This window comes from Enhygromyxa salina, from assembly GCF_000737335.2.
GTDB lineage: Bacteria > Myxococcota_A > Polyangia > Nannocystales > Nannocystaceae > Plesiocystis > Plesiocystis salina_C.
In genome coordinates this window covers 1-24,830 of record NZ_JMCC02000023.1, presented here as the reverse complement: position 1 = coordinate 24,830, position 24,830 = coordinate 1, and the positions used below count along the sequence as shown (strand labels likewise).

27 protein-coding genes are annotated in these 24,830 nt (G+C 66.9%); 9 read left to right on the top strand and 18 right to left on the bottom strand.

The features are described 5' to 3' along the window. The first annotated feature begins 19 nt into the window (after positions 1-19). Together DB30_RS10500 and DB30_RS10495 are read left to right on the top strand one after the other, a co-directional pair. Positions 20-169 carry a hypothetical protein gene (locus DB30_RS10500; protein ID WP_153258278.1) on the top strand — a complete coding sequence of 50 codons (150 nt, stop codon included), beginning with the start codon at positions 20-22 and terminating at the stop codon, positions 167-169. A 34-nt stretch (positions 170-203) separates the two neighbouring features. Next, on the top strand, positions 204-1,193 hold the full coding sequence (locus DB30_RS10495; RefSeq protein WP_146658459.1) for a spermidine synthase: 990 nt from the start codon (positions 204-206) through the stop codon (positions 1,191-1,193). 3 nt (positions 1,194-1,196) lie between these two features. Here the strand turns inward: DB30_RS10495 and DB30_RS10490 are convergent, their stop codons facing one another. The 14 genes from DB30_RS10490 to DB30_RS10430 form a co-directional block, all read right to left on the bottom strand. After that, positions 1,197-1,595: a VOC family protein gene (locus DB30_RS10490; RefSeq protein WP_052548256.1), complete on the bottom strand. Its 399-nt coding sequence runs from the start codon at positions 1,593-1,595 to the stop codon at positions 1,197-1,199. 92 nt (positions 1,596-1,687) lie between these two features. Beyond that, a complete protein-coding gene (locus DB30_RS10485) occupies positions 1,688-3,178 on the bottom strand; it encodes a DUF1552 domain-containing protein (RefSeq protein WP_240480201.1) in 1,491 nt (496 codons plus the stop codon). Beyond that, positions 3,175-4,899 (bottom strand): DUF1592 domain-containing protein, encoded by a 1,725-nt coding sequence (locus DB30_RS10480; protein ID WP_146658458.1) that lies wholly within the window; start codon positions 4,897-4,899, stop codon positions 3,175-3,177. The genes DB30_RS10485 and DB30_RS10480 overlap by 4 nt, the downstream gene beginning before the upstream one ends. A gap of 242 nt (positions 4,900-5,141) precedes the next feature. Next, a complete protein-coding gene (locus tag DB30_RS10475) occupies positions 5,142-6,416 on the bottom strand; it encodes a DUF4215 domain-containing protein (RefSeq protein WP_052548254.1) in 1,275 nt (424 codons plus the stop codon). A gap of 164 nt (positions 6,417-6,580) precedes the next feature. Further along, a complete protein-coding gene (locus DB30_RS10470; RefSeq protein WP_146658457.1) occupies positions 6,581-7,108 on the bottom strand; it encodes a hypothetical protein in 528 nt (175 codons plus the stop codon). 268 nt (positions 7,109-7,376) lie between these two features. After that, complete coding sequence (locus DB30_RS10465; protein ID WP_052548252.1) at positions 7,377-7,916, bottom strand: hypothetical protein; 540 nt, start codon at positions 7,914-7,916, stop codon at positions 7,377-7,379. Positions 7,917-7,971: 55 nt separating this feature from the next. Further along, positions 7,972-8,619 (bottom strand): hypothetical protein, encoded by a 648-nt coding sequence (locus DB30_RS10460; protein ID WP_153258275.1) that lies wholly within the window; start codon positions 8,617-8,619, stop codon positions 7,972-7,974. 395 nt (positions 8,620-9,014) lie between these two features. Further along, positions 9,015-9,149, bottom strand: a complete 135-nt coding sequence (locus DB30_RS42730; protein ID WP_276204346.1) for a hypothetical protein — start codon at positions 9,147-9,149, stop codon at positions 9,015-9,017. Then, positions 9,146-9,637 carry a hypothetical protein gene (locus DB30_RS10455; protein ID WP_052548250.1) on the bottom strand — a complete coding sequence of 164 codons (492 nt, stop codon included), beginning with the start codon at positions 9,635-9,637 and terminating at the stop codon, positions 9,146-9,148. The genes DB30_RS42730 and DB30_RS10455 overlap by 4 nt, the downstream gene beginning before the upstream one ends. Before the next feature lie 650 nt (positions 9,638-10,287). Further along, entirely contained in the window at positions 10,288-11,823 is a 1,536-nt protein-coding gene (locus DB30_RS10450; protein ID WP_146658456.1) for an IS1380 family transposase, read from the bottom strand. A gap of 120 nt (positions 11,824-11,943) precedes the next feature. After that, complete coding sequence (locus tag DB30_RS10445; RefSeq protein ID WP_052548248.1) at positions 11,944-12,252, bottom strand: heavy-metal-associated domain-containing protein; 309 nt, start codon at positions 12,250-12,252, stop codon at positions 11,944-11,946. Between the two features lie 46 nt (positions 12,253-12,298). Further along, positions 12,299-13,201, bottom strand: a complete 903-nt coding sequence (locus tag DB30_RS10440) for a hypothetical protein (protein ID WP_052548247.1) — start codon at positions 13,199-13,201, stop codon at positions 12,299-12,301. A gap of 96 nt (positions 13,202-13,297) precedes the next feature. Then, the gene (locus tag DB30_RS10435; RefSeq protein ID WP_205632954.1) at positions 13,298-14,056 is read right to left on the bottom strand and encodes a YqjF family protein; all 759 of its coding nucleotides are present in this window, start codon (positions 14,054-14,056) and stop codon (positions 13,298-13,300) included. Between the two features lie 2 nt (positions 14,057-14,058). After that, entirely contained in the window at positions 14,059-15,654 is a 1,596-nt protein-coding gene (locus tag DB30_RS10430; RefSeq protein WP_146658455.1) for a TolC family protein, read from the bottom strand. Between the two features lie 574 nt (positions 15,655-16,228). On the opposite strand from DB30_RS10430, the gene DB30_RS10425 reads away from it, so the two are divergent. The 5 genes from DB30_RS10425 (at position 16,229) to DB30_RS10405 (ending at position 19,516) form a co-directional block, all read left to right on the top strand. Further along, positions 16,229-16,858 (top strand): RNA polymerase sigma factor, encoded by a 630-nt coding sequence (locus DB30_RS10425; protein ID WP_052548245.1) that lies wholly within the window; start codon positions 16,229-16,231, stop codon positions 16,856-16,858. 20 nt (positions 16,859-16,878) lie between these two features. Further along, positions 16,879-17,436, top strand: coding sequence for a hypothetical protein (locus DB30_RS10420; RefSeq protein ID WP_146658453.1), 558 nt, complete (start codon positions 16,879-16,881; stop codon positions 17,434-17,436). After that, positions 17,433-17,987, top strand: coding sequence for a hypothetical protein (locus DB30_RS10415; RefSeq protein WP_052548243.1), 555 nt, complete (start codon positions 17,433-17,435; stop codon positions 17,985-17,987). The genes DB30_RS10420 and DB30_RS10415 overlap by 4 nt, the downstream gene beginning before the upstream one ends. Beyond that, positions 17,984-18,481 (top strand): hypothetical protein, encoded by a 498-nt coding sequence (locus DB30_RS10410; RefSeq protein WP_146658452.1) that lies wholly within the window; start codon positions 17,984-17,986, stop codon positions 18,479-18,481. The genes DB30_RS10415 and DB30_RS10410 overlap by 4 nt, the downstream gene beginning before the upstream one ends. Positions 18,482-18,613: 132 nt before the next feature. Further along, on the top strand, positions 18,614-19,516 hold the full coding sequence (locus DB30_RS10405) for a universal stress protein (protein WP_052548241.1): 903 nt from the start codon (positions 18,614-18,616) through the stop codon (positions 19,514-19,516). 23 nt (positions 19,517-19,539) lie between these two features. Here the strand turns inward: DB30_RS10405 and DB30_RS10400 are convergent, their stop codons facing one another. The 4 genes from DB30_RS10400 to DB30_RS10385 are packed head-to-tail and all read right to left on the bottom strand — an operon-like array spanning position 19,540 to position 23,135. Beyond that, a complete protein-coding gene (locus DB30_RS10400) occupies positions 19,540-20,367 on the bottom strand; it encodes an alpha-ketoglutarate-dependent dioxygenase AlkB (RefSeq protein ID WP_052548240.1) in 828 nt (275 codons plus the stop codon). 29 nt (positions 20,368-20,396) lie between these two features. Then, positions 20,397-20,936, bottom strand: coding sequence for an alpha/beta family hydrolase (locus DB30_RS10395; RefSeq protein ID WP_052548239.1), 540 nt, complete (start codon positions 20,934-20,936; stop codon positions 20,397-20,399). A gap of 3 nt (positions 20,937-20,939) precedes the next feature. Beyond that, a complete protein-coding gene (locus DB30_RS10390) occupies positions 20,940-21,428 on the bottom strand; it encodes a hypothetical protein (protein ID WP_052548238.1) in 489 nt (162 codons plus the stop codon). Positions 21,429-21,464: 36 nt separating this feature from the next. Next, complete coding sequence (locus DB30_RS10385; protein ID WP_052548237.1) at positions 21,465-23,135, bottom strand: FAD-binding oxidoreductase; 1,671 nt, start codon at positions 23,133-23,135, stop codon at positions 21,465-21,467. 236 nt (positions 23,136-23,371) lie between these two features. Here DB30_RS10385 and DB30_RS10380 point away from each other — a divergent pair, with 236 nt between their 5' ends. Both DB30_RS10380 and DB30_RS10375 read left to right on the top strand, forming a co-directional pair. Beyond that, positions 23,372-23,854, top strand: a complete 483-nt coding sequence (locus tag DB30_RS10380) for a zinc ribbon domain-containing protein (protein WP_052548236.1) — start codon at positions 23,372-23,374, stop codon at positions 23,852-23,854. Positions 23,855-23,857: 3 nt separating this feature from the next. Beyond that, on the top strand, positions 23,858-24,616 hold the full coding sequence (locus DB30_RS10375; RefSeq protein WP_146658451.1) for a CPBP family intramembrane glutamic endopeptidase: 759 nt from the start codon (positions 23,858-23,860) through the stop codon (positions 24,614-24,616). Positions 24,617-24,830 lie beyond the last annotated feature (214 nt).

The window sequence follows — 24,830 nt, the reverse complement described above, 5'->3', positions numbered from 1 at the left end:
AAATGCTAAGTTGCCGCCAATGCTCCGTATCGCCGACGCGGCGGCGCGGGTGGTTTGGTGGGTGGACCTCGAGCGCGTCGACGCCCGCGACGAGCTCGAGCCCGAGCGCTCGATCCTCGCGGGCGAGGTCCGACTCGCGCAAGGCGAGCTCGAGCTGGCTCAGCCGTAGGTGTTGACGCCGACGTTCCCGGCTACGATGCCGCATGCGTCGACGCGCGTTCGTTGCTGCCTGCGCCCTGGTGCCGCTGTCGCAGGCGCTGGGCTGCCGGGCGACCACCGTGGCCCCAACGACCACGCCCGCGTCCGCCCCCGAACCCGCGCACGACGAGGAGCAGATCCTCGAGGAGGCCCACTCCGACTACAACCACGTGATCGTCACCGAGCAGGGCTCGCTGCGGCGCATGTACTTCGAGACGGACGGCCGCTGGCTGCTGCAGTCGACCTACGAGCTCGACCGCCCCGACGCGCTGCACCACGAGGTGTTCCAGACCATGGTCTCGAGCATGCTGGTCCAGCCCCAGGTTCGGCGCATGTGCATGATCGGGGTCGGCGGCGGGCAGCTCAGCAATTATTTGTTTCGCCACGTCCCCGGCCTCGAGCTCGACGTGGTCGACATCTGCCCCGAGGTGGTGCGCCTGGCCTGCACGTACTTTGGCGTGCCCAAGTCGGATCCGCGCTATCGCCTGCACGTCGCAGACGGCCGCGTGTTCATCGAGTCGCTGGCGCCGCAGAGCGTCGATCTGCTGGTCCTCGACGCGTTCCGTGGCCACTCGATCCCCAGGCACCTGCGCACGCGCGAGTTCTTCGAGGCCTGCGCCAAGCGGCTGGCGCCAGGGGGTGTACAGGTTGCGAACATGCACCGCCGAACCCCGCGCTATCCGGCCGACCGCGCGACGCTGGCGAGCGTGTTCGCCCACAACTACCGCTTCGCTAGCAACGACGACGTCCAGACCTCGATCGTGTCGACCAACACCGACGCCGCGCTCACGCCAGCGCAGCTGCAGGCCAACGCGAGCACCCTGCAGCCCAACTTTGACTTTGACCTGTCTGGCCTGGCGCGGCGGTGCGTCGTCAACGAGCAAGGCTGGGATCCGAACGCCATCGCGCATGACGACTTCGAGTCACAGCAGCTGCAGGAGGCCGCCGAGCGCCACAACCGAAGCTGCGCGCCGACCTGTGACGACGACGGCTGACGCTCAGTCAACCCCCTCGGGCAGCTTGGCCGGCGGCTCCCACAGCTCCATGCGGTTGCCGTCCACGTCGACGGCCCAGCCAAACTTGCCGTACTCGTGCTCCTCGACCTTGTCGTCGACCTGGACCCCAGCGGCCCGCAGCTGCGCGAGCAACCCGTGCAGATCATCGACGATGTAGTTGATCATGTAGCGGGACTTGGTCGGATCGAAGTAGGTCGAGTCGGCCGGGAACGGGTTCCACACCGTCCGCCCCTCGGCCTCGGGGTTGCTGGGGTCGCGCCACGCGAAGGTGTGCCCGTACGGGCCCGCGTCGATCCCCAAGTGCTGCTTGTACCAAGCGCGGGTCCGCTCCGGGTCCTCGACCTTGAAGAAGACCCCACCAATTCCGGTTACACGTGCCATGCCGGCACAGTGTAACCGCTTGGGGGGTTGGCGATGATCACGCGATGATCACGCGATGATCACGCGATGATCACGCGATGATCACGCGATGATCAGGCGATGATCTCGTCGATCAGCCCCGGCGCGAGCTCGGGATCGCCGAAGTCGTCGATCCACTCGCCGCCCGGCTTGCGCACGCCCTGCGCCGTCAACAGCGTATTGAACAGCTTGTTGTGGGTGGTCAGCTCGGGCAGCTCCACGTACTGCCCGGTCTTCAAGAACCCGCCGCAGCTGCCGGCCATCACGAACGGCACGTTGTTGTAGGTGTGGCTGACCCCGTGGCCAAGATCGTTGGTCCACACGGCGACGCTGTCATCGAGCAGCGTGCCCTTCTCCGTCCCGTACATCGACAGACGATCGAGCAGGTGGCGGAACAACCGGGCGTGGATCCGATCGATCTGGTGGTGCTTGGCGACCGCGTCGGGGATCGGGTCGCCCTCGGAGCCGTGGCTGTAAATCCGGTGCGAGATCATGTGGTAGTTGGGCTGCTTGACGCCGCCGACCCACCACTCGGTTCCGTCGTTGCCGTCGCCGATCTGCAAGGTTGCCGTGCAGGTGTAGTTGCACGCGAACGCCAGCGCGATCAGGTTCATCTGCAGCCGGCAGACGGTCTCCATGTTGTCGTTGTCGGAGTAGTTGTCGGCGTACGCCATGTACTCGCCGACCTCGGCCTCCCCTGGCAGCTCGCAGGTGAGCTCCAGCTCGAGATCACGGATCGCGTCGAAGTGCAGCTCGAGCCGCTCGCGGTCGGCCTGGCTGAGCTGGCTGCTGCCCATCAAGGTCTGCATCTGGTCGCGGACCAGGTCGTTGACGCTCATGCGCCGGGCTTGGATCTGCTCGGCGAGCTCGACATCGAGGGCCGAGAGCCCGACGATGTTGGTGTAGACGCTCCACGGGTTGGGGTTCGCGGCGCGAAGATCCATGCTGCCGCGATACGACAACACCTCATCGATGTAGCCGTTCATCTTGCCGGCGTAGAGCGTGAGCGGCTCGACGCCGACCGCGTTGAGCTCGGCCGCGGCCCGGTTGTCAACGGACTCGCCCATCGAGAGCGACTCGTTGCCCGCTGGCAGATCGCTGACCTTGGCGGCCGTCAGACATTGGTTGCCACCGCCCGAGTGCCCGCAGCCGTTGCCCGGAAACGCGAAGCGGAGCCCTTTGACCATGGTCAGCTGGCTCGCGTAGTCCGCCAGCTCGCTGACCGCCCGATCGCTCTGCGCGGCCAAGCCAGCGCTGTCGAGCGGGCCCGGAGCGACCGGCCAAAACTGCTCGGGGTCGCCCCCGCCAGCCTGGGCGACGCCGTTGGCCTGACGCACGTAGACCGAGAAGCGGGTGGCGTCGGTCCCGGCCGCGCCGGCCTTGCGCGGCGCCATGCTCTCGAGGAAGGGCAGGCCAAGCGCGACCCCGCCGATCCCAGCCAAGAACCGGCGGCGACCGGTCAGCAGGCCAGTGGGAAGGTTGCCCGGCGAGGGGTCGCGGCGCGGCGTCTTGGCCGTGTGGGAGCCGCGATGGCGCAACAGGGGCGTCTTGCGTGGGTTCTTCATTGTCCGGCCTCCAGCGGGTAGCGCGTCGCAAAGCTCTGGGTCTGGGTCAGCTCCAGCAACAGCGCGCGGATCGGCAGGGCGCCGTCGCGCGAGCGCGCGGCGAGTTCATTGACGATCGCCTTCTCTTGCGCCGCGACGTCGCGGGCGTAGGCGTACTCGAGCAGGTGGCCAACGTAGCAAGCGTGCACTTGGGTGCTGGCCGCCGCGTGCTTACCAAACTCCGCCGCGCCGTCGTAGGACTTGGGCTCGGCGTCGAAGTAGAAGGTGTCCGAGTCGTCAATCGGAAACCCGTTGTCTTGCTCGCGCCACTGGCCGATCGCGTCGTAGCCCTCGAACGCGAACCCGACCGGGTTGATGACCCCGGAGTGGCAGCCCTCGCCGCAGGTGCCGTCGCCGGTGTGGGCCTCGACGCGCTCGCGGTTGGTGTTGCCCATGGTTGGCGGCAGCGGCGGCACGTTGTCGGGCGGCGGCGGCAGCGGGGCGCACAGCAGGTTGCGGACGACCGAGACCCCGCGGTGGATCGAGTCGGGGTCGACCGGGTAGGCGTTGGACGACAAGAACCCGACCTGGGTCAGGATCCCGCTGCGCTGGGTGGCGTCGAGCATCACCCGCTCGTGCTCGGGGCCAAACCCATCGCCCAGCCCGTACATGTACGCGGTGTCCTGATTGACGAAGGTGTAGGGCGCGGTCAACAGCTCGGCGAGCCCGCCCTGATCGTCGAACACGATCGAGTTGACGAACAGCTCGGTCTCGCGCTGCATGGCGGCGCCGGTGATCGCCGCGTCGAACAGCGGGTAGAAGTTCGGGTCCTTGTATTGGTCGAGGTAGTGATCGGTGTCGAGCAGCTGGGCGTGGAAGTCCGTGACCATGTCCTGGGCCCGCGGGTCGTCGATCATGCGCGCGGCCTGGACCAACACGCCGGCCGCGTCATCGAGCTCGCCCTCTGCAGCGGCGTCAAACAGGGTCTGGTCGGGCATCGAGTTCCACAGCATGTAGCTGAGCCGGGTGGCGACCTCGTAGCCACCCAGGTGGATCAGGCCGTCGGCGCCCACGGTCTCGCTGGTCTCGACGCGATACACGAAGTGCGGCGACTGCAAGAACGCCTGGATGCACATGTGAACCCCGGCCGTGAACGGGTCGAGGGCGTCGTAGAGATCCACGCCCTGCTCGAACACGAAGTAGTGCGCATCCACTTCGGCGCCGGTCAGCGGGCGACGGTAGGCGCGGGCGCCAAACGCCGCGATCCATGCCTTGGCGCGCACGCTTGGGTCGCCGGCGTCCTCGGGCAGATCATCCGGGACGATCGCGGCCAGCAGCAGCGCGTCGCTGGTCACGTAGTCGGCGACCTGCTCGGCGGCGCGCTGGTAGTCGGCCCACAGCGTGGGCGTGACGTCGAGCGCGGCGGAGTCGTTGTCGAACTTGCCGCTGGTTGCATCGCCAATGAACAAGCTGGAGAAGCCGGTCTGCTCGGGCAACACGAACAGATCGCGGACGGTGTTCTCCCACTGCCCGTGGCTGAGGCGCGCGAAGCGGGTCGACTCGATCGGCTGGCTCTCGTCGCCGTCGCCGTCGCCGTCGCCGTTGCCCTCCTGCCCGGTGCCCGTGCCGGTGTCGCCGTCACCAGCGTCCCCGGCCGAGGCATCGACCCCGACGTAGCAAGCCGGCAGCGCGCACCCAAGCGCGAGCGCGGCCAAGCGTTTGGCCCATGTCAAACGGTTCACCGCTCCAGACTAACGAGGGTTGGCGGCTTAGAACAGGATGTTTTGTTGGCGCTGATGCCCATGCAAGCCAGTTCACGCGATGTACTGTCAATTGCGTGATGCGCATTCGCATGCGCTGTTTTCAGCTCGGGCGAGGGCTTCTCGCCCGCTTGCGGACTGCTTCGTAGACTGGTCCACGGTGGGCAGCGAACTGATCTTTCGACCGTGGGGGCCCGGGGCCCCCGCGTGGTCCTGATCCTGAACTATTGGCACACGACTTCGATCGTCTGCGTTGGCCCCGAGCAGGTCGCGGTGTTGACCCCGCCCCAGTTTGGATTGCCGCCGCCGATGCATGGACGCGCGATGTACCCGGGGTTGGTGCACTGGCACACCCCGTTGCCCTGGGCGTTGAGCTCGATGCCGGACCCGCAGGTCCCCACGTTCCACGTCCGGCCGTCACACGCGATGTTGGTCATCGCTTGGCCGCTCGCCAGCGCCTGGCAGATCGTGTTGGCGGCGGCCCCGTTGCACTCGACGCCCATCGGGTCGTTGCTGCCCCAGATCGCCACGCGCGTGAAGTTGTTGAAGGCCTGCAGATCGGTGCGGAACGTGTTCCACGAGGCGCACGCCATCTGCCCGTCCACGCCTTGGTTGAAGCTGCCCATCCAGAAGATCCCGTTCGAGATGCACTCGGAAGTGCAGATGTCGTCCTCGACGTCGTTGCCATCGTCGCACTCCTCCATGCCGGCCCAGGTGAAGCCGTCGCCACAAAACGCCGGCTCGCAGCTGCTCGGGCACGCGTCGTCGTCGTCGAGGTTGGCGTCGTCGCAGGTCTCCATGCCCTCGTAGATGAAGCCGTCGCCGCACACGTTGGGCGTGCAGAAGGTCGCCAGGCACGCGTCGTTGCTCAGGTCGTTGCCGTCGTCGCACTCCTCGACGCCGGCCTGGACGTAGCCATCGCCACAGAACGCCAGCTGGCAGGCCGGACACTCATCGCTGGTCACGTCGTTGCCGTCGTCGCACTGCTCGCCCGCTTGCAGGATCCCGTCGCCGCACGAGCCCTCGACGCACTCGGTCGTGCAGCCGTCGGCGTTGTCATCGTTGCCGTCGTCGCAGATCTCGACGCCGTCGTGTACGAATCCGTCGCCGCAGGTCGCGATCTTGCAGCCGGTCACGCAGTCGTCGGCGTTCGAGCTGTTGCCGTCGTCGCACTCTTCGAAGTTTTCGTACAGGTAGCCGTCGCCACACGCGGCGATCTTGCAGTCGGGCGTGCACTGGCCCATCGCGGAATTCTGCGGGCCCAGATCGCACTCTTCACCGGGATCGACCACCATGTCGCCGCAGCTGCTGTCGCCGTCTCCGTCTCCGGGATCACCGTCACCGTCGCCGGTCTCGGTCGAGTCACCGTCGCCGTCGCCCGGTGGGAGCGTGGTGAAGCTGGTGAAGCCATCGTCGTTCGAAGGGGCGGGGGTACACGAGACTGCGACGGACAGACCAACGAGAGCGGACAGACCAAGGGGCAACAGCTGGGGGCGCATGCCTCATTCAAACCCGGATCGCCCTCCGATCGATAGGACTTTGGCGCAGCGCTGAAAATGGGAGCGGCTAGCCGAACCACCGTCGGCTAGCCGCGCTCGTGATGCAGATCTGGAGGCCCGTGAAGCCCGCTCGGCCCACAACCACGCTGCGGCGTTCATCAGGGTCAGGGCAGCGAGTAGCCCTCGCGCGCGAGGTAGGCTACGGTTCGGTCACCCGCGCCCGACTCGCCGCGCCCATGCACCAAGAACCCGCGCCGTAGACCAGCCGCCGCCAGCCAGCTCATCTGCATCGCGCTGCCGGAGTCTGGCGGGAGCTCGATCTCGGTGATGCACACCGTCGTTCGACAGCGCGCCGAGACGAGCTTGGTGCCCGGCGGTCCGTGGGCGGCGATCCCCTCGGCGATGTCGACCTCCACAGCCGGGGCCCAGTCGGTGTCGACCGCCTCGAGAGCTGCCTTGGCCGTGATCTCTGCGGCGCGGCGATCGACGAGCATGCGCGTGCGAGCGATGACCGTGTTCTCGTCATCGTCGGCCTCGTCAACGTCGTCGTCTTCATCGGCGGCCTCGTCTTCATCGTCGACCTGTTCCGAATTGGCGACTTCGACGAGCTCGCCTTCATCGTCCCACTCGCCGCCGCCGAGGTCCGGCTGCTGCTCATCCCACTCGTCATCGTCGAGCGCATCGCTGGCCACCGTGCGCGCCGACCGTACGGACTTTCGGTCCGGTTGCGGCTCCACGGGCGCGCGGACGCCGACGGCGGGCCGGTCTGTGGACGCGTACGCCAGCACGCCAACCACTATGCCGAAGCTCGCTAGCACCCCCAACGATACACCCATCACATGTCCAATTCGTTTCGTCATCGATTCCTCATTTCATACGAAGACGACGAGGGGGCGACCGCATCGATCGTCCCCCCGTCGCGCTCACGCTAGCCCTGCGCTGCGAGAGCGGCGCCCGGCATCAATCCTCTTTGGTCCGGTAGCTGATGAGGCGGTCGCCCCTGCCCATCTCGCACTCGATCACGTAGTGTCCGTGATCGAACTCGATGAAACCGTTGAGCGAGAACGCCAGAGTATGAGTACCATTCATCGCCGGCGTGATTTCGGTCTCGAAGTCGGTCGACCCGGCGTCGACCGACACGGACCAGACCGTGCACTCCGGCCTATTGTTCGCTCCCTGGCGGTTCTCGGTCCGAAACCGCACGAAGTCGAGGTCGCCGTTGGTGTCGTCGCGAACCACCGGACACATGACCGTGGCCCTGTTCGGATCTGCGCTTGTCGCCTGGTACTCGATGAATCGGGGATCCCCGTAGTCCATTAGGTCGAACGTGGCGGCATCAACCGGGATGCACGTATGTGCGGGAAGGACCTTTTGGTCTGACGCCATCGCGGTCTGGCTGCCAAGATCGCCGATGACGATCCCGCCCAACGTGAGGGTGGAGATGGCGACGATGCCGATGATGGTCCGTTTACGATTGTGGCTTGCATTGTTACACTTCATGATTGCACTTTCCTTTCTACTCTGTGTTATTCTCGAGCTATCTAAACTGTTTCGTTCACTCAACTGGTGCTGCAGTCGGCGGCAGCGCATGTCCGGGTCGCGCGAGGTATAGGAGCGTTCGAGCCCCGACGCCCGGCTCGGGTTCGTGATGCACCAAGAACCCGCGCGAAACGCCGAACACGACGGGCCAGTTCACATGCGCTCGGCCGTCTTCCCCCTGTGGGTGTTCGATCTCGACGATGCAGATCGTGCTCATGCAGACCGCAGAGATCAATCGCACACCCCTGGGCCCGTTGGCGGCCAGGCCCTCGGTGATCTGCTCCTCCATGGCCGGGGCCCACTCCATGTCGACGCCCTCGCGGTCCGCCGCGGCGGTGAGTTCTTTGGCACGACCCAGGGCAATGGCACGATCACGGGCAGCCATCTGCTCGAAATCGAGGTCGTCGTCACCGTCGTCATCGTCATCGTCCTCGTCCTCGACCTCCTTCGAGGGGCCATCGCGGCGACCGTCTCGCTCGGCCAGTTCGCTAAGCTGCGTCAGCTCGCCCGTCAGCCTGACGACCTCCGCGTTCGCGCTGAGATCGGCGCGATCGCTGGCGTTCACAGGGGACTGCGCCTCCGACTTGTGCACGAGGCCGCCAACCAGCACGCCGCCAATGCAGATCAAGGCAAATACCGATATTCGTGTAATTCGTGTCATCATGGTCTCTCAATTAGCCAAGGCCAGGCAGGCCAGGCCAGGCCAGGCGTGGAACCGCACCAATGGCCGCCCGAACGCAGAACCGATCTACATTCGTGGGACACCCAAGAATACAGCGGCGCTAACATCTACCCCCGTCAGCCCCACGGATGAGCGGAGATGATTCTTCACATTCCGATGTCTCGGATTGTTCGAGCACCATGTCGACACGTTAGCACCTGGGGCCCAGCCCGGCCCCAGAAACGAATGCGCTTCGGCCCAGGTTTTGCACTCGCTAAGCCACAAAGGCGTGATTTCAAAGCTAACGTCTGCGAACCGAGGTTGCGGTGACACCCTCAGCGAGCCGGTCCACGCCCTCGCGTGCTAGCAGCCCACCACCGCGGGCTCGAGACGATCTCTCAGCCTTGAACGAACACTCGCAGCACCCGACGCTCGAGCTCGGTCTCGGAGTAGTGATCGAGCCAGCCCCACGCAGCGTGGGCGAGGATCAGCCGACCCGCGCTCTTTCGTCGAGCCGCGGTGCCGTCGTTCAAGCTCCATCGGCCCAGATCGCAGTCGGCGAACAACGCGTCGATGTCCCCGGTCCGCGCGACATCCGAGATCGCGTCGGCGCCCGCCGAGCAAGCGGCGGTCCACCCCCGCAGCGAGTCGGCGTCATCCGAAACGGCCGCACCAGCGCCAAGCTGAGCATGTCGGGTGGGACCGCACTGCCGGCCCTGAATGCCTCGACCATCGCCGCCGGCAACCGCTCGCCCTCGAGCTCGGCCATCGCGTGTGCGGCCACCTGCGCGCGCTCTTCTCGCGGCAGGGTGTCGATGCAGTCCAACGCCTCGGCGACGTCTTGCGCGAGCTCGGGGTCGAGCGGCGGCAGACCGGTCGCGCGCAAGTACGCCCACGCGCCGCCGACCACCGCGATGACGACTACGGTGCTCGCCAATCCCACGAGTCGACGCTTGCGCTGCCCGGCCTGAAAGCCCGCGAGCGGGTCGCCAGGATCCAGTGAGTCGGTCGGCTCGGTCATCGATCCAATCTCGTCCGCGACGCGAAGGCTGTCAAAGTGGCAGCACGCCGCTACGAGCTTCGCTCGTCAAACCGCCGAACACCGTCCATGTCGCGGTCCCAATCCGCGCCCGACCCACAAAAGATGTGGGTATTCGTCCCAACGCCGATCGGGTCGTCGTGCGTCCCCGCGGTCAGGTACACGTTGCCTACCGAGTGCGGGTCGCCGCCGTGCTCACTGATTGGCGCTCTAGCCCCGAATCAAGCGCTAAATTGGAGAGGCCAGCGGGCTTTTTGAAGGCTCCCTTGAAGATATAGTAGGCCCGAGCCGAGCGCGCAGCGCTTGATTCGGGCCTAGAGCCGCACACCCTAAGTTCGTTCCGGGTTAGGTGCGGAGCTGAGGCCCAAGGGCGAGGAGCGGCGACGACGCTGTACCGGGCCTCAGTGCCGTGCATAACCCGGATCGAACTTAGGGTGTGCGGCAGGGTACTAGGCCTTGATCAAGCGCTGCGGGCCGAAGAGAAGCGAGCCGCGCTCCGCAGACACAGGCTGCCGTCTGCGGGGGTCGGTGCTCCCTGCTGACCTCTTGTTTTTCGACCAGACCTCCTTCGTAGGGTGAGGGGTTGAAGTTTCCGCAGCCTGCCGGGGCACCATGCGACCGGCAGGCCGAGGTCACGATCCCTCGAGCGCACGCACGAGGATGTGCGCACATGGTCGCCAGGCCAGCAGCCGGTACACCAGCCGGCGGCCTGTGTTTACGATCTGCGCAGGGATCATCATGAAGTCGAGCACGAAGGTGCGGAAGTCCATGCGCACGACTTGTTCCCACTCGGCGTCATGCCGCTCTTGCCAGCGGGGCGACGACGGCATCGTGAGCGCGATCCAGGCTTTGAGCGACCACGCGAGCGTCGTCATCACCATCAAAGCCCAGTTGGCCTCGAGCGTGTTGAGCGGGGTCGTCAGGGAGCGGACCCCACCCTTGAGTTGCGCGATCAGGTTCTCTTGGTTGCAGCGTTCGTTGGCCTCGATGACGACCTGCTCGGCGGTGAGGTCCGGGTCGTTGGTCACGTAGAAGAAGTAGCGAATGTTGGTGCCGAGGCTTCGCTGGTAGCGCTCCTCGATGATCGTCTTGCGCAGCACGATCATCCGATACGACTTCTTGGCTCGCGCGGGCGTGTGTGCAAATTCGGCGATGTGCTCGGACTCGAGCCGCATGTCCTTGTAGCCGCGCTCCTCGACGACGGACTGCTTGACCCGCGGCTGCTTGGCTCGACGCACTTTTTCTTCGTCGAGCGCCCGCTCGGCCTTGCGGATGAGTTTGGCGTAGTCCTCCTCTGGAAGCCCGTCTGCACGCTGTTTGAGCGTCGGAGCGCCACCGTAGCCAAACACGAAGTGGACGCCGTCTTCGGTCCAGCGATCGAAGTGCTCGGTCGTCGAGAATGCCGAGTCACCTCGCATCAGGACGTTCTTGAAGCCAGCGCCGCGGCACAGCGCGACGGCTTCGTCGAGGAGTTCGGGGGCGCCCTCGCTCGAAGGCCGGTTGCCGCTTCGGTTAACCAAAAACAACGGCTCGTTGGTGTTCGCCAGCGAAACCAGCAAAGGGTGGTAGCCCCAGATACCCTTGTAGGACATGTCCATGCCTTTCCGGCACTCGCCAGTGGTGCCGACGATGCTGCTGTCGACATCGATGCGGGCGGTCTGCCCCAGCAACGCCTTGCCTCGGCGTTGCCAGACTTTCACTCGCGCATCGTTGATGAGCCCAGTCAGCGTGCCGACATCGTCGGCGGTGAATCGCCGGCAGAAGTCTCCCGCCGTCGTCGGGGCTGGGAGAGACCGAGCGCCCAAGGCTTGAAGGTAGCCGCCGTCGCAGCGGAGCCGGTGGATGTCATCGAGCGACTGCCCTCCGCACAGGAAGCTGTACGCGATATTGAGGACGTGATCCGACTCGTGATAGGGGCGGTGCTGGCTGAGCAACGGCAGCCACTCGTCAAGCGCCTCAGCAAGCCCGAGCGAGCGGACCAGGTTGTGGATCGCACCGATGCCGCCGAACGAGATCGCTCGGACTCGACCCGACAGCTCGTAGCGAGCTCGGCCAGCCCCGAGCTCGGGTCCGTCGTCACGCGGCGCCATGCCACCCCTGGCTTGCCTGAGGCAGCGGTCGATCTTGTACTTCTCGGCTCGTAGTTCTTGGAGTAGGATTCGGTTCACCTGAAGAGCTCCTCGTCGCGTTCGCGGAAGGTGTCGCAACCCCTCGTACGCTGGGCTCCTCAGGTGAATTTCATCTTTTTGCTGTTTTACAGCGCTTATTCAAGGCCTAGCTGACGCTCACTAGGGGTTTTCGACGGTCGCGACCCCGGGCTCCGCGTCGTAGCCGATCTTCTCGATCGTCTGCTCGATCGCGGCGAGCTCGATCTCGCCTTGCGTGAAGGTGACGACGGCGGTGCCTGCTTCGAGATCGACCTCGACCGAACGCACGCCCTCCAATCGCCCGACTTCATGGGTGATCGCCTGCACACACGAGTCGCAGGTCATGCCCGCGACGGCGAGCTCGACCCGCATGATCTGCGGCTCACCACGACAACCCATCAGCAGCGCGAGACACAGCGCGAGGGGGAACAGTCGACGAACAACGGGCATGCGGGCGCATGCCTAGCACGACTGAGCTGGAGTGTCCGCGTGGGGTCTAAAACCGGCCGCTGAGGGACAGGCCAGCCTGACCGTGGCCGCCCCAGGGTGCGACGCTGAGTTCGTATTTCTTGCGATGCTTCAGCTGGCTCTCGGCGGACATGCCAAGGCCCATGCCGACCGCGCCGAACAAGGTCGAGAAGTCCAAGACGACGACAGAGGCGACCGGCGAGCAGGTGTAGCTGAAGCCGTCGAGCTGGGTGTACGGGCCCAGCGCCTTGTCGTAGCAGACGTTGTAGAGGACGGTGTCGGCGATCAGACCGCTGACGCCCAGCGCGAACAAGGTCCAGCCAGCGGCGCGGCGCCCGGTCAGCTTCTTTTGGCCCGTGCCGTCCCGGTCTTCTTTCCAGGCGGCTCGGCGGCCGTCGAACCAGCCACCGCCGGCCGCGAAGCCCATGGTCCCCAGGCTGAGCGCGCGGTCGACGAAGCCCCGGTTGCCGCAGTAGACGTCGGAGCAAGTCAGGGCGGTCACCCACTGCCGCGTGATCATGATGCCAAACAGACCGCCGGCAGCGGCGTAGAAGCCACCACCTTTCGCGGGGCCACGGTCGACCGGAACGACGACCGGGACGCCCCACTCGTCGACGACCTGGACGTCGTTGGGATCGCCCGTGGGCAGCGGCACGGGCTCGGACTGCCAGCTCGGGAGCTCGTTGGCGCCCGAATCCGGGAGCGGCTCTGGGACGGGATCTGGGTCTGCGTCTGCCGGCGGATCCGCGATCGGGCCGACCTCGGGATCTGTGCTCAGATCGGGCTCGGGCGAGCTCGCGGCCTCGGAGTCGACGTGCGCGGGCGCGATCGCGGCTTCGCCGGTTGCGGGCTCGGCGGGGCCTACGGCTGGCTTTTGGACAGGGGGACCAAGGAGCAGGGTCACCGCGAAGTACAGGGAAGCCGAGGCCATGACGCAGCGTACCCGTCACGCGCGTCGCACGGCAACCTAAAGCGCCGGGGGTCGTCCGCGAGCGCGGCGCCAAACCTCACCCACGGTGGAACCAACTCAGGACACGGCTTCGAGCAACCACCCGACAACATCGATCCGCCGCACGAAGTGCAACACCGGCTCGTCATCCGGCAGCACGATCCCCCACCCGTCCGTCACCGTACACCGCTCGATCTCGGCCTGGGCCCGCTGCAGCGGCCACGGCTCGTGGTGAATCTCGCCGCGAAGAATCCGCCCGCGTCGATCCTGCGCGTACAGACAATAGCGCTCGGTCAACCATTGCTCGAGCGTCCCGACCGAGCTCAGATAGCGCTCCCCAACCCCGCGATAGCGCCCGATGAACTCCCCCGCTGGGGCCCCTCGGTGACGCCGCTCGCTGCGATACTCGATCCACCCATCGCGCTCTTCACAGCGCATCCGCGCCCGAAAATACGGCAGGTGAAACCCAGCCCGAGCCGCGGCCACGGCCACCTTGCTCGCGGCGTCCAAGCTAAAGAACCACACCCCTGGCTTGCCCCCCGCGGTCACATAAGTCCGCACATTGAGCTCGGGAAAGGCCGAGACCCCGGGCACCCAATTGAGCCCCCGCGGCCCCACGTGCTCCATTCGAAACGGCACCACGCCAACCCACGCGCGCCCGTTGTGGGTGTCGAGCTCCAACCCTGCGGGCAGCAACGCCGCGATCACGGCGGGGTCAAAGCTCCAATGTGCAAACAACAGATCCAGCCACGACATCGTCATGTGCCAGGGCCGGTCCGGCAGCGGATACGGCCGGTGATCACGTTGGTCGAGGATCGCTGACCAGTCCGGCGCCACGACTACCCCGGAATGTCCAGACCGTAAGCCGGCAGGATCTCGCCAGTCAGGGCCTGCAGCTGCGCGCGCGCCCGCAGGTAGTCCAACCCGGCCCGCAGCAAGGTCGTCTGCGCATTCAACAGCTCGTCGATCCGAAACAACACGTCGTAGTTGGTTGCCCGGCCGACCTCGAAGCGCGCCTGCTCGGCGGCCAGGTTCTGCTCGGCCAGCTCGACCGACACCTGGCCAAGCTCGATCTGCTTGGTGGCCGAACGCAAGCTGTTGGTCGCGGTGATCACCTGCGTCGCCGTGCTCTGGCGGATCGACTTGAGGTTGACCTCGGCCTGCCGCATCTCGGCGAGCACGCGCTGATGGTTGCCCTTCGCGGCCCGGTTCTGGACCGACCAAGTCAGATCCAAGGCGCCGCTGACCGTGTACTCGGCGAACAGCCCGTCGCGCGAGACGCTGTCGGTGCCGAAGTTGCGAAACGCCTCGCCCCAGCTGCCGGTCGTGCCCGACTCGCCCGTTGATGGATCTGGGAGCGCGTCGACGCTGCGGCCCTGCGGCGTGAAGGTGCCGGTGAAGTCGAGCTGCGGCAGCCGCTGGTTGACGGTCTCGATCTCGTCGATGCGCTTGCTCGCGAGGGCGATCTCCAGCTGGCGCACGGCCGGGTTGGCCGCGAGCGCGCGATCGATCGCGCCTTGCATGTCGACCGGCTCGGGCACGATCGACTCGACCGGATCCGTGGTTGGCACGACCCCCAAGACCTCGCGCCCGGCGAACTCCTGACCCATCAGCGTGCGCAGGCCCAAGCTGGTGTCGAGCAGCAGGTTCTCGGCCAGCAACACATCGGTCTCGCGCTGGGCGAGGCTCTGCTCGACGGCCTTGGACTCGACCGCGGCCAGCCGACCCGCGCTGACTTGCGCCTGGGTCCGGGCGAGCTGCTCTTTGGCGAGCTCGACAGACTGCCGCTTGTTCTCGAGGTCACGCTGGGCCGCGAGCACGTCCCAGTAGGCGCCGATCAGATCCCGCACCAAGTTCTGTGCGGTGACCAGCTGATCGGCCTCGGCGCTCGAGCGCGCGAGTCGGGCCCGATCCTGTGCCGCCCGGTTGACCCGAACACCCATGCCCTTGAGCAACGGGTGCATGAAGGTCAGCGTGGGGCGGACCTGGTACTGGGCCAGCGACGCCGAGCCGAGCGCCGGGTTGAAAAAGCTGATCGGCTGATCTGTCAGCGTGCGCGCGACGTCGACCGTGAGCGAGAGGTTGCCGCCGGTCTCGAGCCGCCGGCTGACCCCAAAGTTGGCCGAGACCGAGCGCGACCCGGTGCTGAACACGAACGCGGATCCGCGTGGCTTGCTGACCTGGACCGAGGCCGCGACCCCAGCGGTGATCGTCACGTCGAAGGCACCCGATGCTGCGAGGATCTGCGCTTCGGAGATCTCGATCGCGACCAAGCGGTTTTGCAGATCCAGGTTCTCTACGAGCGCGAGCTCGAGCACCTCGGACAACTGCAGCTCCTCCGTCTGGTACGGCAGCTCAACCTCACCGGTGTCCTTGAACGCCGGCGTAGGCGTGGACGTGGGCGCGGGCCCCTCCACATCTGCGGCGGGCGCCACGGCGGGCTCCGGCCCGGCGTCGGGCGGAAGAGGATCAGATGGCGGCGGCGCCCAGGTCAGGACGCCGCACACGAGCAGGGCTGAAAGAGAGCTGGGCACTGCGATCCGGCGGCCTGTGACTACGCCCGTGCCATGCCCCGGTCAAGCGGAGAGACACCGCATCGCGTGTGACACCCGCGCGCGTTGGCTTGTTTTGGTCATCCCGCCTGGGCAAGTCGCGCCCAACGGGTTTCGCGCAAGCCGCTTTCAAAAAACCTCGAGCGAGTCTTGTAAGTTGCCCCACGTCCATGAGTTTCGCCGTTAGGAATGGTCGGATTGCCTTGTCCGGCCATCCACGGAGCGGGGCAGAAGCCGGCCTCGCACAGCTCGAAGTCAGTGGCCTTGGCCAGCGTGTGAGCCCCCCCACCATGCAAGCCCCAGGATGATCCCTCCAGCCCAACCATCTCCGCCAAACCCCTCACCTCGCCCCGAGGCGGGCGATGTAAGGTGGCCTGGCAGGGCCCGTTTGCCGCGCGAGGACACCACTCGCGCACGGCGGCACCCATCCTTCGGGCATTCGACGCCAAGGACGCCAGTGGCGAACGAGACCCCACCCCATGCGACCAGCCCAGAACTCGAGCGGGAGCTCGTGGAGCGCGCCCAAGCAGGCGACCAACGAGCATTCCGCGAGCTCTACATGCTCCACGCCAACACCGTGTTCCGCTGCGCGATCATGCCGTTGGTCCGCGATCGAAACCTCGCCGAGGATCTGCTCGCCGACACCTTCGTCCGCGCGATGGAAAACCTTCGGCGTTTCACCTGGCAGGGAAAGGGTCTGCTTCCATGGTTGATCCGCATCGGCAAGAACCTGTGCCTGGACCACCTGCGCAAGGCCGGCCGCACGACCGCCTGGCCCGAGGGCTTCGAGCAGCAGATCCCCGACGTCTCGGACAGCAACGCCGAGTCACTGCTTGGCCGATCCGAACTCTCGGACGCGCTGCGCGAGCGCATCGACGCGTGCATGAGCGATCTCAACCCGCGCTACCGTCATGTCCTCGAGCTTCGGATGTTCGAGAAGCGCTCGCGCCAGTACGCGGCCGAGCAACTCGACGTCACGATCGGGACCCTCGACGTGCTGTTGTTCCGCGCGTGCAAGTCATTTCGTAAGGTCTATGTGCGACGCTATGGAACCGGCGAAGAAGGCTCCGAGTTCCCCGCACCGTGAAGCCCAACCCCCTCCAGCCCATGAGTGAAGCCCCCTCCAACACCGACGCCGCGAAGATCGCGGACGAGCTCGCCGCCCTCGGTGAGGCGCCGCCAAGCGCGGCTGAGCTGGCCCTCGATGATCCCGATCACGAGATTGATCACGAGATTGATCACGAGATTGATCCAGAGGTAGCGAGCGTGGCTCGACTCGCGCAGCTCGCCGAGCCGCTGGCGTTCGATGATCTGTCGGAGCTCGAGCTGCATCGCGGGTGGCGAGCTGTCGAGCAACGGCTGCCCGGCGCAGCGACGGCGCCCCAACCCGGTCGTGGAGGCGGCGCCAGGCCCTGGCTGTTCGCGGCGGTAGGTGTGGCCGCAGCGGCCGCCGTGCTGTTGTGGGTGGTCCAGCCCAGTGACAGCGGGGAGCAGGCCAAGGCCCCCACCCAAGATCTCCAACCGCAGCAAGTGTTGGAGCTTGGCGAGCAAGCCCGCGCGGCGCTGCGGATCGTCGACGACGGCCAGACCGACACCGAGCGCGCGACCCAACTCGCGACCGCGTATCAGCGCGAGCTCGCGGCTCAACAGGAGCAGGGCGGGTGACGAAGCGCAGGTTCACACGCTGGCGATCCGCCGCGTCCGCGCTGGTCCTGCTTGGCGTGATCACAATCGCCGCGTGCGGTGGTCCGAGCGACAGTGATCCACACGACCCGCCTGCCCTCGACACCCGGCTCGAGACCCACGCGGTCCTGCCTGGTCAGCCAAGCGCCGCCGGCCTCGAGTACGTGCAGGCGATCGCCCAAGCGCACAGCCAGGCCGACCGCAGCGAGCACCAAGCGGCGCTGAAGATCCTGATGACCGCGCTCGAGCGCACGCCGCCCGCGGGTGACGGCACCGCCGAGCTGCTGCACTACGAACTGCTCGCGCGCACCTCCGAGCTCATGTTGACCGAGCGGGATCCCGAGCGAGCCCTGCGCTTGCTCGGGCCGCATCTCGCCCCCGAGCGCTCGCTGCCGATCGATCGAGGCTCCGCGCGCTGCTTGGTCGCCCTGGGTGACGCCGCCGCGCAGACCGGCGACCATGCCCTGGCCATGAGCTCCTACGCACGCGCGCTCGAGCTGCTCACGCTGCTGCTCGAGGAGGTCGAAACATGAACCGAAGGACGAAAGCGGCACGGGTCCACTCGATCGGCGCCCTGTGTCTTGCCCTCTCGTGCTTGCTCGTTGGCGCCTGTGATCAACGCAGCGGCGGCGGCACCATCACCCCCACCGGCCACGGCTCCGACTCCAAGCTCACCCCCGAGGGCGAGTTCGAGGGCGAGTCGATCGACGAGCTCGACCTTCGCCTACGCCGCCTCGTCGAACAAAGCGAGCAGCAAGTCACCTCCGCCAACCTCGACACTGGCAAGTGCGAGGAGCTGTGCGAGCTGTCGCGGGCGATCTGCGAGGTCAAGACCAAGATGTGCGAGATCGCCGACGAACGCGTGGGCGACGACGAGTATCAGGATCTCTGCAGGGTCGCGAAGCAGCGCTGCCAGCGGGCCTCGCAGAGCTGCGTGCGCTGCGTCGAGCACCACCAGCGCGCCGCTCGAGCTGATGACGCCGGGCCCGAGCCGTCCAGCTGCGAGGGCGAACCAGAAGCCAAGTGACGCCCGCCCAGATCGTGGCAACATCACAGGACGCCGAAGCAAGTCAATGCGCTTCGGCTGTGTGCAGCACGCACGCAAAAAAATCGCCCGGCGACCCGTGACCTGAGCGCGAGCGCGTCCGACCATGGGGGCATGCCCAGCCCCGACAAACCACCGCCCTCAAAGTGGGCGATCGGCGTCGAGCTTCACGAAGCCCACCTCGGTCCGGTGCGCTTCGCCAGCGCGCTCGCTCGGACCGACGAAGATCTCGCGCTTGGGATCCACGCGCTGCCCGACCTCGAGTTGCTGCATCCGCTGGTCAACCAGGCCGAGGCCAAGCAAATGCATGAGAAGGTCGCTTCGCAGATCACCGCGCTCATGGCCCAAGCGGGGCACAACCCGGCCCAGGTCCGCGTGGAGTTGGTCGAGGATGCCGAGATCGAGCGCGGGCTCGCCGAAGCCAGCGTCCGGCTCGGCGTCGACGCGCTGGTCATCGGTCGCCGGGCCAATCGCGACGAAGATCCGATCGTGCGCCTGGGCGAGGTTGCGCGCAAGATCCTGCGCCGGCTGCCGGTCCCAGTGGTGGTCGTGCCCCCGGACTTTGGCAGCGAGGGCGACCCCGGCCTGGGCGACGGGCCGGTGATCGTGGGCGTGGATCTCACTGGCCACGGCGCGACCGCGACCCGGTTCGCGGCGGGCTTGGCCAAGAAGCTCGGGCGCCCGCTGATGCTGGCCCACGGGACCCAAGCGTTCGCCTGGGGCATCTCGTACATTCCGGCGGCCAGCATGGAGACGCTGCAGGCGCAGACGCGAGCGGGCGCCGGCCAAAAGCTGCGCGAGTGGGCCGGCGAGATGGGCCTCGAGGACGCAAAGCAGCACGTGTTCATGGGCGATCCTGCCAAGCAGCTGAGCGAGCTCGCCGTCGCCGAGGACGCGGCGATCTTGGTCACCGGCTCGCGCATGCTCGGGGTCGTCGAGCGCTTGTTCCTGTCGAGCGTGAGCAGTGAGCTCGCCGCGACAGCTCGGTGCCCGGTGGCGGTGGTGCCCGGCGACTGACCCTGGACTGGCGCTGTCGCCCCTCACTCGCGCGAGAGCTGCTCGTCAAAGTGCGCCGATCCACGCGCGAGCTGTTGCACGTAATCTCGCACCATGTCCCGAGACGCCGCGCTGAGCTCCGCAAAATCCAAGATCAGCTCCTGCGGCACGGTCCGAAACGACACGCTCACCCGGCGCGCTTCAAAGCCCTCGAGCTGACACCCGATCACCGGCTGGCGCCCGTGCCGGACCTCCGTGATGCGGTGGTACAGACGATCTTTAAACTCGGGCCCGCTCAGGATCGTGACCGAGCGATGCCGGGTCCAGACCGCCAGCTCGGGCGCGTCGCTGCGCTCGGGATCGATGAATTCCAGCAACCCAGGCTGACCAAGCGAGAACATCACCACGGGTCCCGGCTCGCCGTCGCGATGCATCCGCAGCCGCGCGTAGTCGACTGGCGGGCCGTCCGAGATCTCGCGGCCGTAGTAGTTGATCAGGCACGTGTTCGGGACCTCGTCCAAGCTGGGATCGTGACCGCGCAGGTTGGGCCACAGGCGATCCAGGATCGTGCGCATCACCGCTGGAAACGGCTCGGCGCGGACGCAGCGATCCTCGCGGTGGTCCGGCTCGGCGTAGTAGCCCAGGCACGCGAACTGCCACGCGCCCAGCCAGTAGACCGGCCGCGTGAGTCGCCGACTGTGCGCGCCCGGTCGCGCGTGTGCGTTGCTGCGATGGCGGTGCTCCCACAGCGGAACGAGCTGGGCGAAGTAGGCGATCAGCTGCTCGCCCTCGGCGACGCTGATGAAGCCGGGCAGATACGAGAAGCCCGAGCGCTCGATCGGCGAGCGACCGTCGTGGGGCGCGTTGCTCATGCGGGCGCAGTCATGCCACGAACGCCGGCTCACCGCGCTTGGATGAACGCGATCGCGGCCGCGCCCGCCGCTGCGAGGTGCTGCGCGTGCGTGTGCCCCGAGCGCTCGCGCGGCACGAAGTGATGGTTGCCGTCTTGCAGCCACGCGAGCTGGACCGTGTCCGGCAGCGCATAGCCGCAGACGTCGGCCTCGCTGCCGTGGGGATCTCGGGTGCCCTGGATGATCAGCGTTGGCACCCGCACGCGGCCCAGCGCCTCTAGACCATGGCGCGCGCGCGGCTGGCCCCGCACGTGAAACGGGTACCCCAAGCACAGCAGCGCCTGCGGAGCGAGCTCTGGGCACAGCCGCGCCGCGATCCGGCCCCCGAGCGAGAACCCACCGAGGATCACCGGCCCCTGCACGCCCGCGAGCGCGACCCGGTAGCGCTGCTCGTGGGCCGCGTCGTCCGTGCTCGTGGGATCGAGCGCCGCGACCCGAGCCGTGATCCCGGCGCGCTCGATCGCCGCGATGATCACGGCCATCGAGCTGGGGAGCGGCGCGGCCGGGCAGCCCAAGACGATCGTGGTCAAGACCTACTTCGCGCTCGCCGTGAAGTCTTGCGCCCACCCGCAGGGCGTCGTGACCATCACCAGGGCCTCGAAGCTCGCACAGTCGGCGCCGTCACAGTTGACCACGACCGTCTGCCGCCCGCTCATCTGGGTCTCGGACTCGAAGCTGCCCGACGCAGACACGTTGTAGCGCACGACCGCATCCAGGCTGAACTGGGCGCCGATGTCGTTCTCGCCGGCGAGCCGGCTTGGACAGCTGAAGCTCGAGCCGTCGATCGTGCAGTCGAACATGTTCTGGGTGTCGTTGACCGTGAACGTGCCGTCGCCGTTATTGGTGATCGTGAAGGTGCCCGGCATGTCGACGGTGAGCTCGTCGAGCATGCAGGTGTCGTCGACGGCCGCGCTGCCCATGTAACTCCAGGCGCCGTCGCGCGGCTCGATGTCACCAGCACCATCGCCGCACGCGGCTCCGAGCAGGACCAGGGGAAGGAAGAGCGCTCGCGCGATTCGCATCCGCGCATGCTATCAACATCTGGGCCAAGGGGGGCGTCAGCGCACGAGCTTGCCCGGGTTCATGATCCCACGCGGGTCGAGCTCGGACTTGATCGCGCCGAGCAAGCGAACCCCGAGCGGGCCCTTCTCGTGGGTCAGGTAGGCGCGGTGATCCGTGCCCACACCATGATGGTGGCTGATGGTCCCGCCGTGGTCGACGATCGCCTGACAGGCCGCAGCCTTGATCGCCTGCCACTGCTGCAGCTCCTCGCCTGCCGGCGCCTGCGGAAACACGATTGTGAAGTACAGCGACGCTCCGTCCACGTACGCGTGCGACACGTGGGCCATCATCATGGCCCGCTGACCCCTGCGCAGCGTCGCGCTGGCAGCCGCCGAGATCGCGCTGGACACCGCCTGGTGAAGCGGCAGCAGGTTCGACCACGACGTCGAAGTCTCGAGCGTGTCCACGGCGATCCCCCGGTCGAGCAGCGGGTCGCGGATGTAGGGCAGCGCAAACCGGTCGCGGTACCACGACTGGCCGGCCCCGCGGCCCAGCGGGATCCCTCGATTGCGCCGCACGATCGCGTTGGTTCGGGTGTGGGCCGCGTCGACAGCCCCACGCTCGCCCTCGTGGCCAATGATCAGCACGCAGCGATCCCCCCCGTAGCCCATCGCCTCGAGCGCGCGCCCGGCCACGCGGCGGCCCGTGCTGGGCGGCTTGCGGGCCTTGGCAAACTCCGAGAAGAAGTCGGTCTCGGACGGATCCGACAGGCGCAGCGTGGCGAGCGGGACCTCGGCCTGGACCAGTTCGCGGATCGCGGCGACGCCATGATGAAAGTCGGGGAACAGGCAGCCCCGGTAGTCGCGGGCGCTGGGGGATCGGTGCAGCCTGACCGTGGCCTGGGTGATGATCCCGAGCGCGCCCTCGCTGCCGGCGATCAGGTGGTTGAAGTCGGGCCCGGCGGCAGAGGCTGGGAACGCGCCAGTCGACCACTCGCCCGCGGGCGTCGCTAGCTTGGCGCCAACGAGCCAGGTCGCGGCGCCGCCGTAGCGGCTGGACTGCTGCCCGGCCCCGCGGGCGGCGATCCACCCACCCAGGGTCGAGAACTCGAACGACTGCGGGTAGTGCCCCAGCGTGAACCCGCGATCTTGCAGCGCCTGCTCGAGCTGGGGACCGTAGATCCCCGCTTCGAAGGTCGCGGTGTGGGAGGTCTCGTCGAGCCGCAGCAGCCGGTCCATGCGGGTGGTGTCGAGGGTCACGACAGCGCGGTGCTGACCGGCCTCGCCCGACACCCCACCCACCACGCTCGAGCCACCGCCGTAGGGCACGACCGCCACCTCGTGTGCGTCGGCCCAAGCGAGCACGGCCTGGACCTGTTCGGCGCGCGGATACACGACGAGATCCGGCGCCGTCTCGACTTCGCCAGCACGCAGCCGCAACAGGTCGTGGTAGCTCTGGCCGCGGGCATGGAAGGCCCGCTCGTAGGGATCCGCGCGCACCCACTGTGGCCCCACGATCCCCTCGAGCGCGACGCGGGCTTCGGCCGCCAGGGTGATCTTGGGCAGCACCAGCTCCTCGAGCGGGACCGCGGGCCGCCGCTCGAAGGCCGCGAGCCCCAGCTCGGACCGCAGCCACGTCCACACGGCGTCCGCGTGGTCACCAAACTCGAAGGCCCGGTCCCGCGCCCCCCAGCCATTCCAGCGTAGCGTCTGCCTGTTGATCGTCATGAGGCTCGGTCCCGAGCATAGCGCCCCAAACAAGGTCTCACGGGGTCCAACAGGCGCCGGCGTGAGCGCAAAAAACGGCTCCCACCATGACTCCGCTGCGAAACGAGTAGCGTGGCAGACCACCGCAACGCTAGGAGCGAACAGCTCGCTGCCCTCGGTGAACCAGTCTACAAATCCCGCCTGCAAGCGAGCGAGAAGCCCTCGCCCGAGCTGAAAACAACCGGTATCATTTTCCGATGCTCACCTGTTCCCAGTGTCTACACGCCAACGCGAGAGGGCTGAAGTTCTGCGAGAACTGCGGGTGCTCGCTCGCCAAGGTCGCCGAGGCCGAGCGGATCGCCGACGAGTCCGAAGCCGAGGTCATGCTGCTCGAGGTCAAGAAGGCCAGGGGCGCGATCGGGCTGGTGGCGATCCTGCAGACGCTGTTCGCCGGGATCTGGTTGGTCACCGACGTCATCGACACGACCGGCATGGTCGTGGTGTTGGGGCTTGGCGCAGTGTTCGGCGGGCTGTGGGTGTGGTGCAAGTCCAACCCGCTGGCCGCGTCGATCGTCGCGCTCTTGCTGTTCGCAACCATGCACTTGGCCGACGCGATCGCCGACCCAAGCACGATCACGAACGGCGTGTTGCTCAAGATCTTCGTCGTCGTGGTCTTGGTCAGGGCGATCTCGGCGGGGCTAAAACACCGTGAGTTCGTGCGCGAACGCGGGATGGCCTGAGCCATGGGTTACCGCGAGCCCCTGAGTTTTTGTGGTGAGTGCGGCACGGCTTGGGCGGCGGGCGCGTCGGCGTGCGGGCGCTGTGGCAAGCCGCGGGTTACCGCGGCTGCGGTCGAGCAGACTGGCATGTCGGCGGGCGCGGGGCTGGTCTCGGCGCTGGCGCTGTACTTCGTGTTGCTGGGGACGCTGCTGGCGTCGTACCTGCTCGACTCGGCGGACTTCTTTGCGGTGCTCGACTCGATCCTGGTCGTCGACACGATCGTGGTGCTGATCTGGGCGTTCGTGCACCGGGCGGATCTCGTTGGGCCGCTGCGGACGGTTGGGGACATGCGCTACTGGGGGATCGCGGTGGCGGCGGTTCCGGTCACGGTTGCGATCGCGTATGGGAATTTGTGGGCGGCGCAGAACCTGGTGGGGGCGAGCAGCGTCGACGCGCTGGGGCTGTGCATTGACGCTGGGTACTCGCTGCCTTTGCTCTTGTTGACTTGGTCGCTGCAGCCGGCGGTGATCGAGGAGTTGGCGTTTCGGGGGATCTTGTTCGAGCGGGTGTCGGCGGTGGTGGAGCCTTGGGCGGCTATTGTGGTGGTGGCTATTGCGTTTACTACCTTGCACTTGGCGGTGTTGAGTGGGGTGTTCTTGATGTGTTTGGGGGTGTTGGCGGGGTGGCTTCGGTGGCGGTCTGGGTCGATCTATCCGGGGGTGGTGTTGCACTTGTTGCACAATGCTGTGGTGGTTTTGTTGATGTGGATTGGGGTTTGGTAGCGGGGGTTTGGTAGCGGGGGGTTGGGTGGTTGTTTGCGGGGGTGTGGGGGGACGATGGGGACCGCGCACGGGCTGCAGACGACCCGAACCCGGCTAGGTCTACTCCAGTCTCGTGACCCCGCTTCCTTTCGATCGGTGTATTGGCCCGACCGGGCGTGGCTTCGTTAATCTCCACGTGCGTAGATACGCCGGGTTCGGGCCGTCTGCGGCCTTT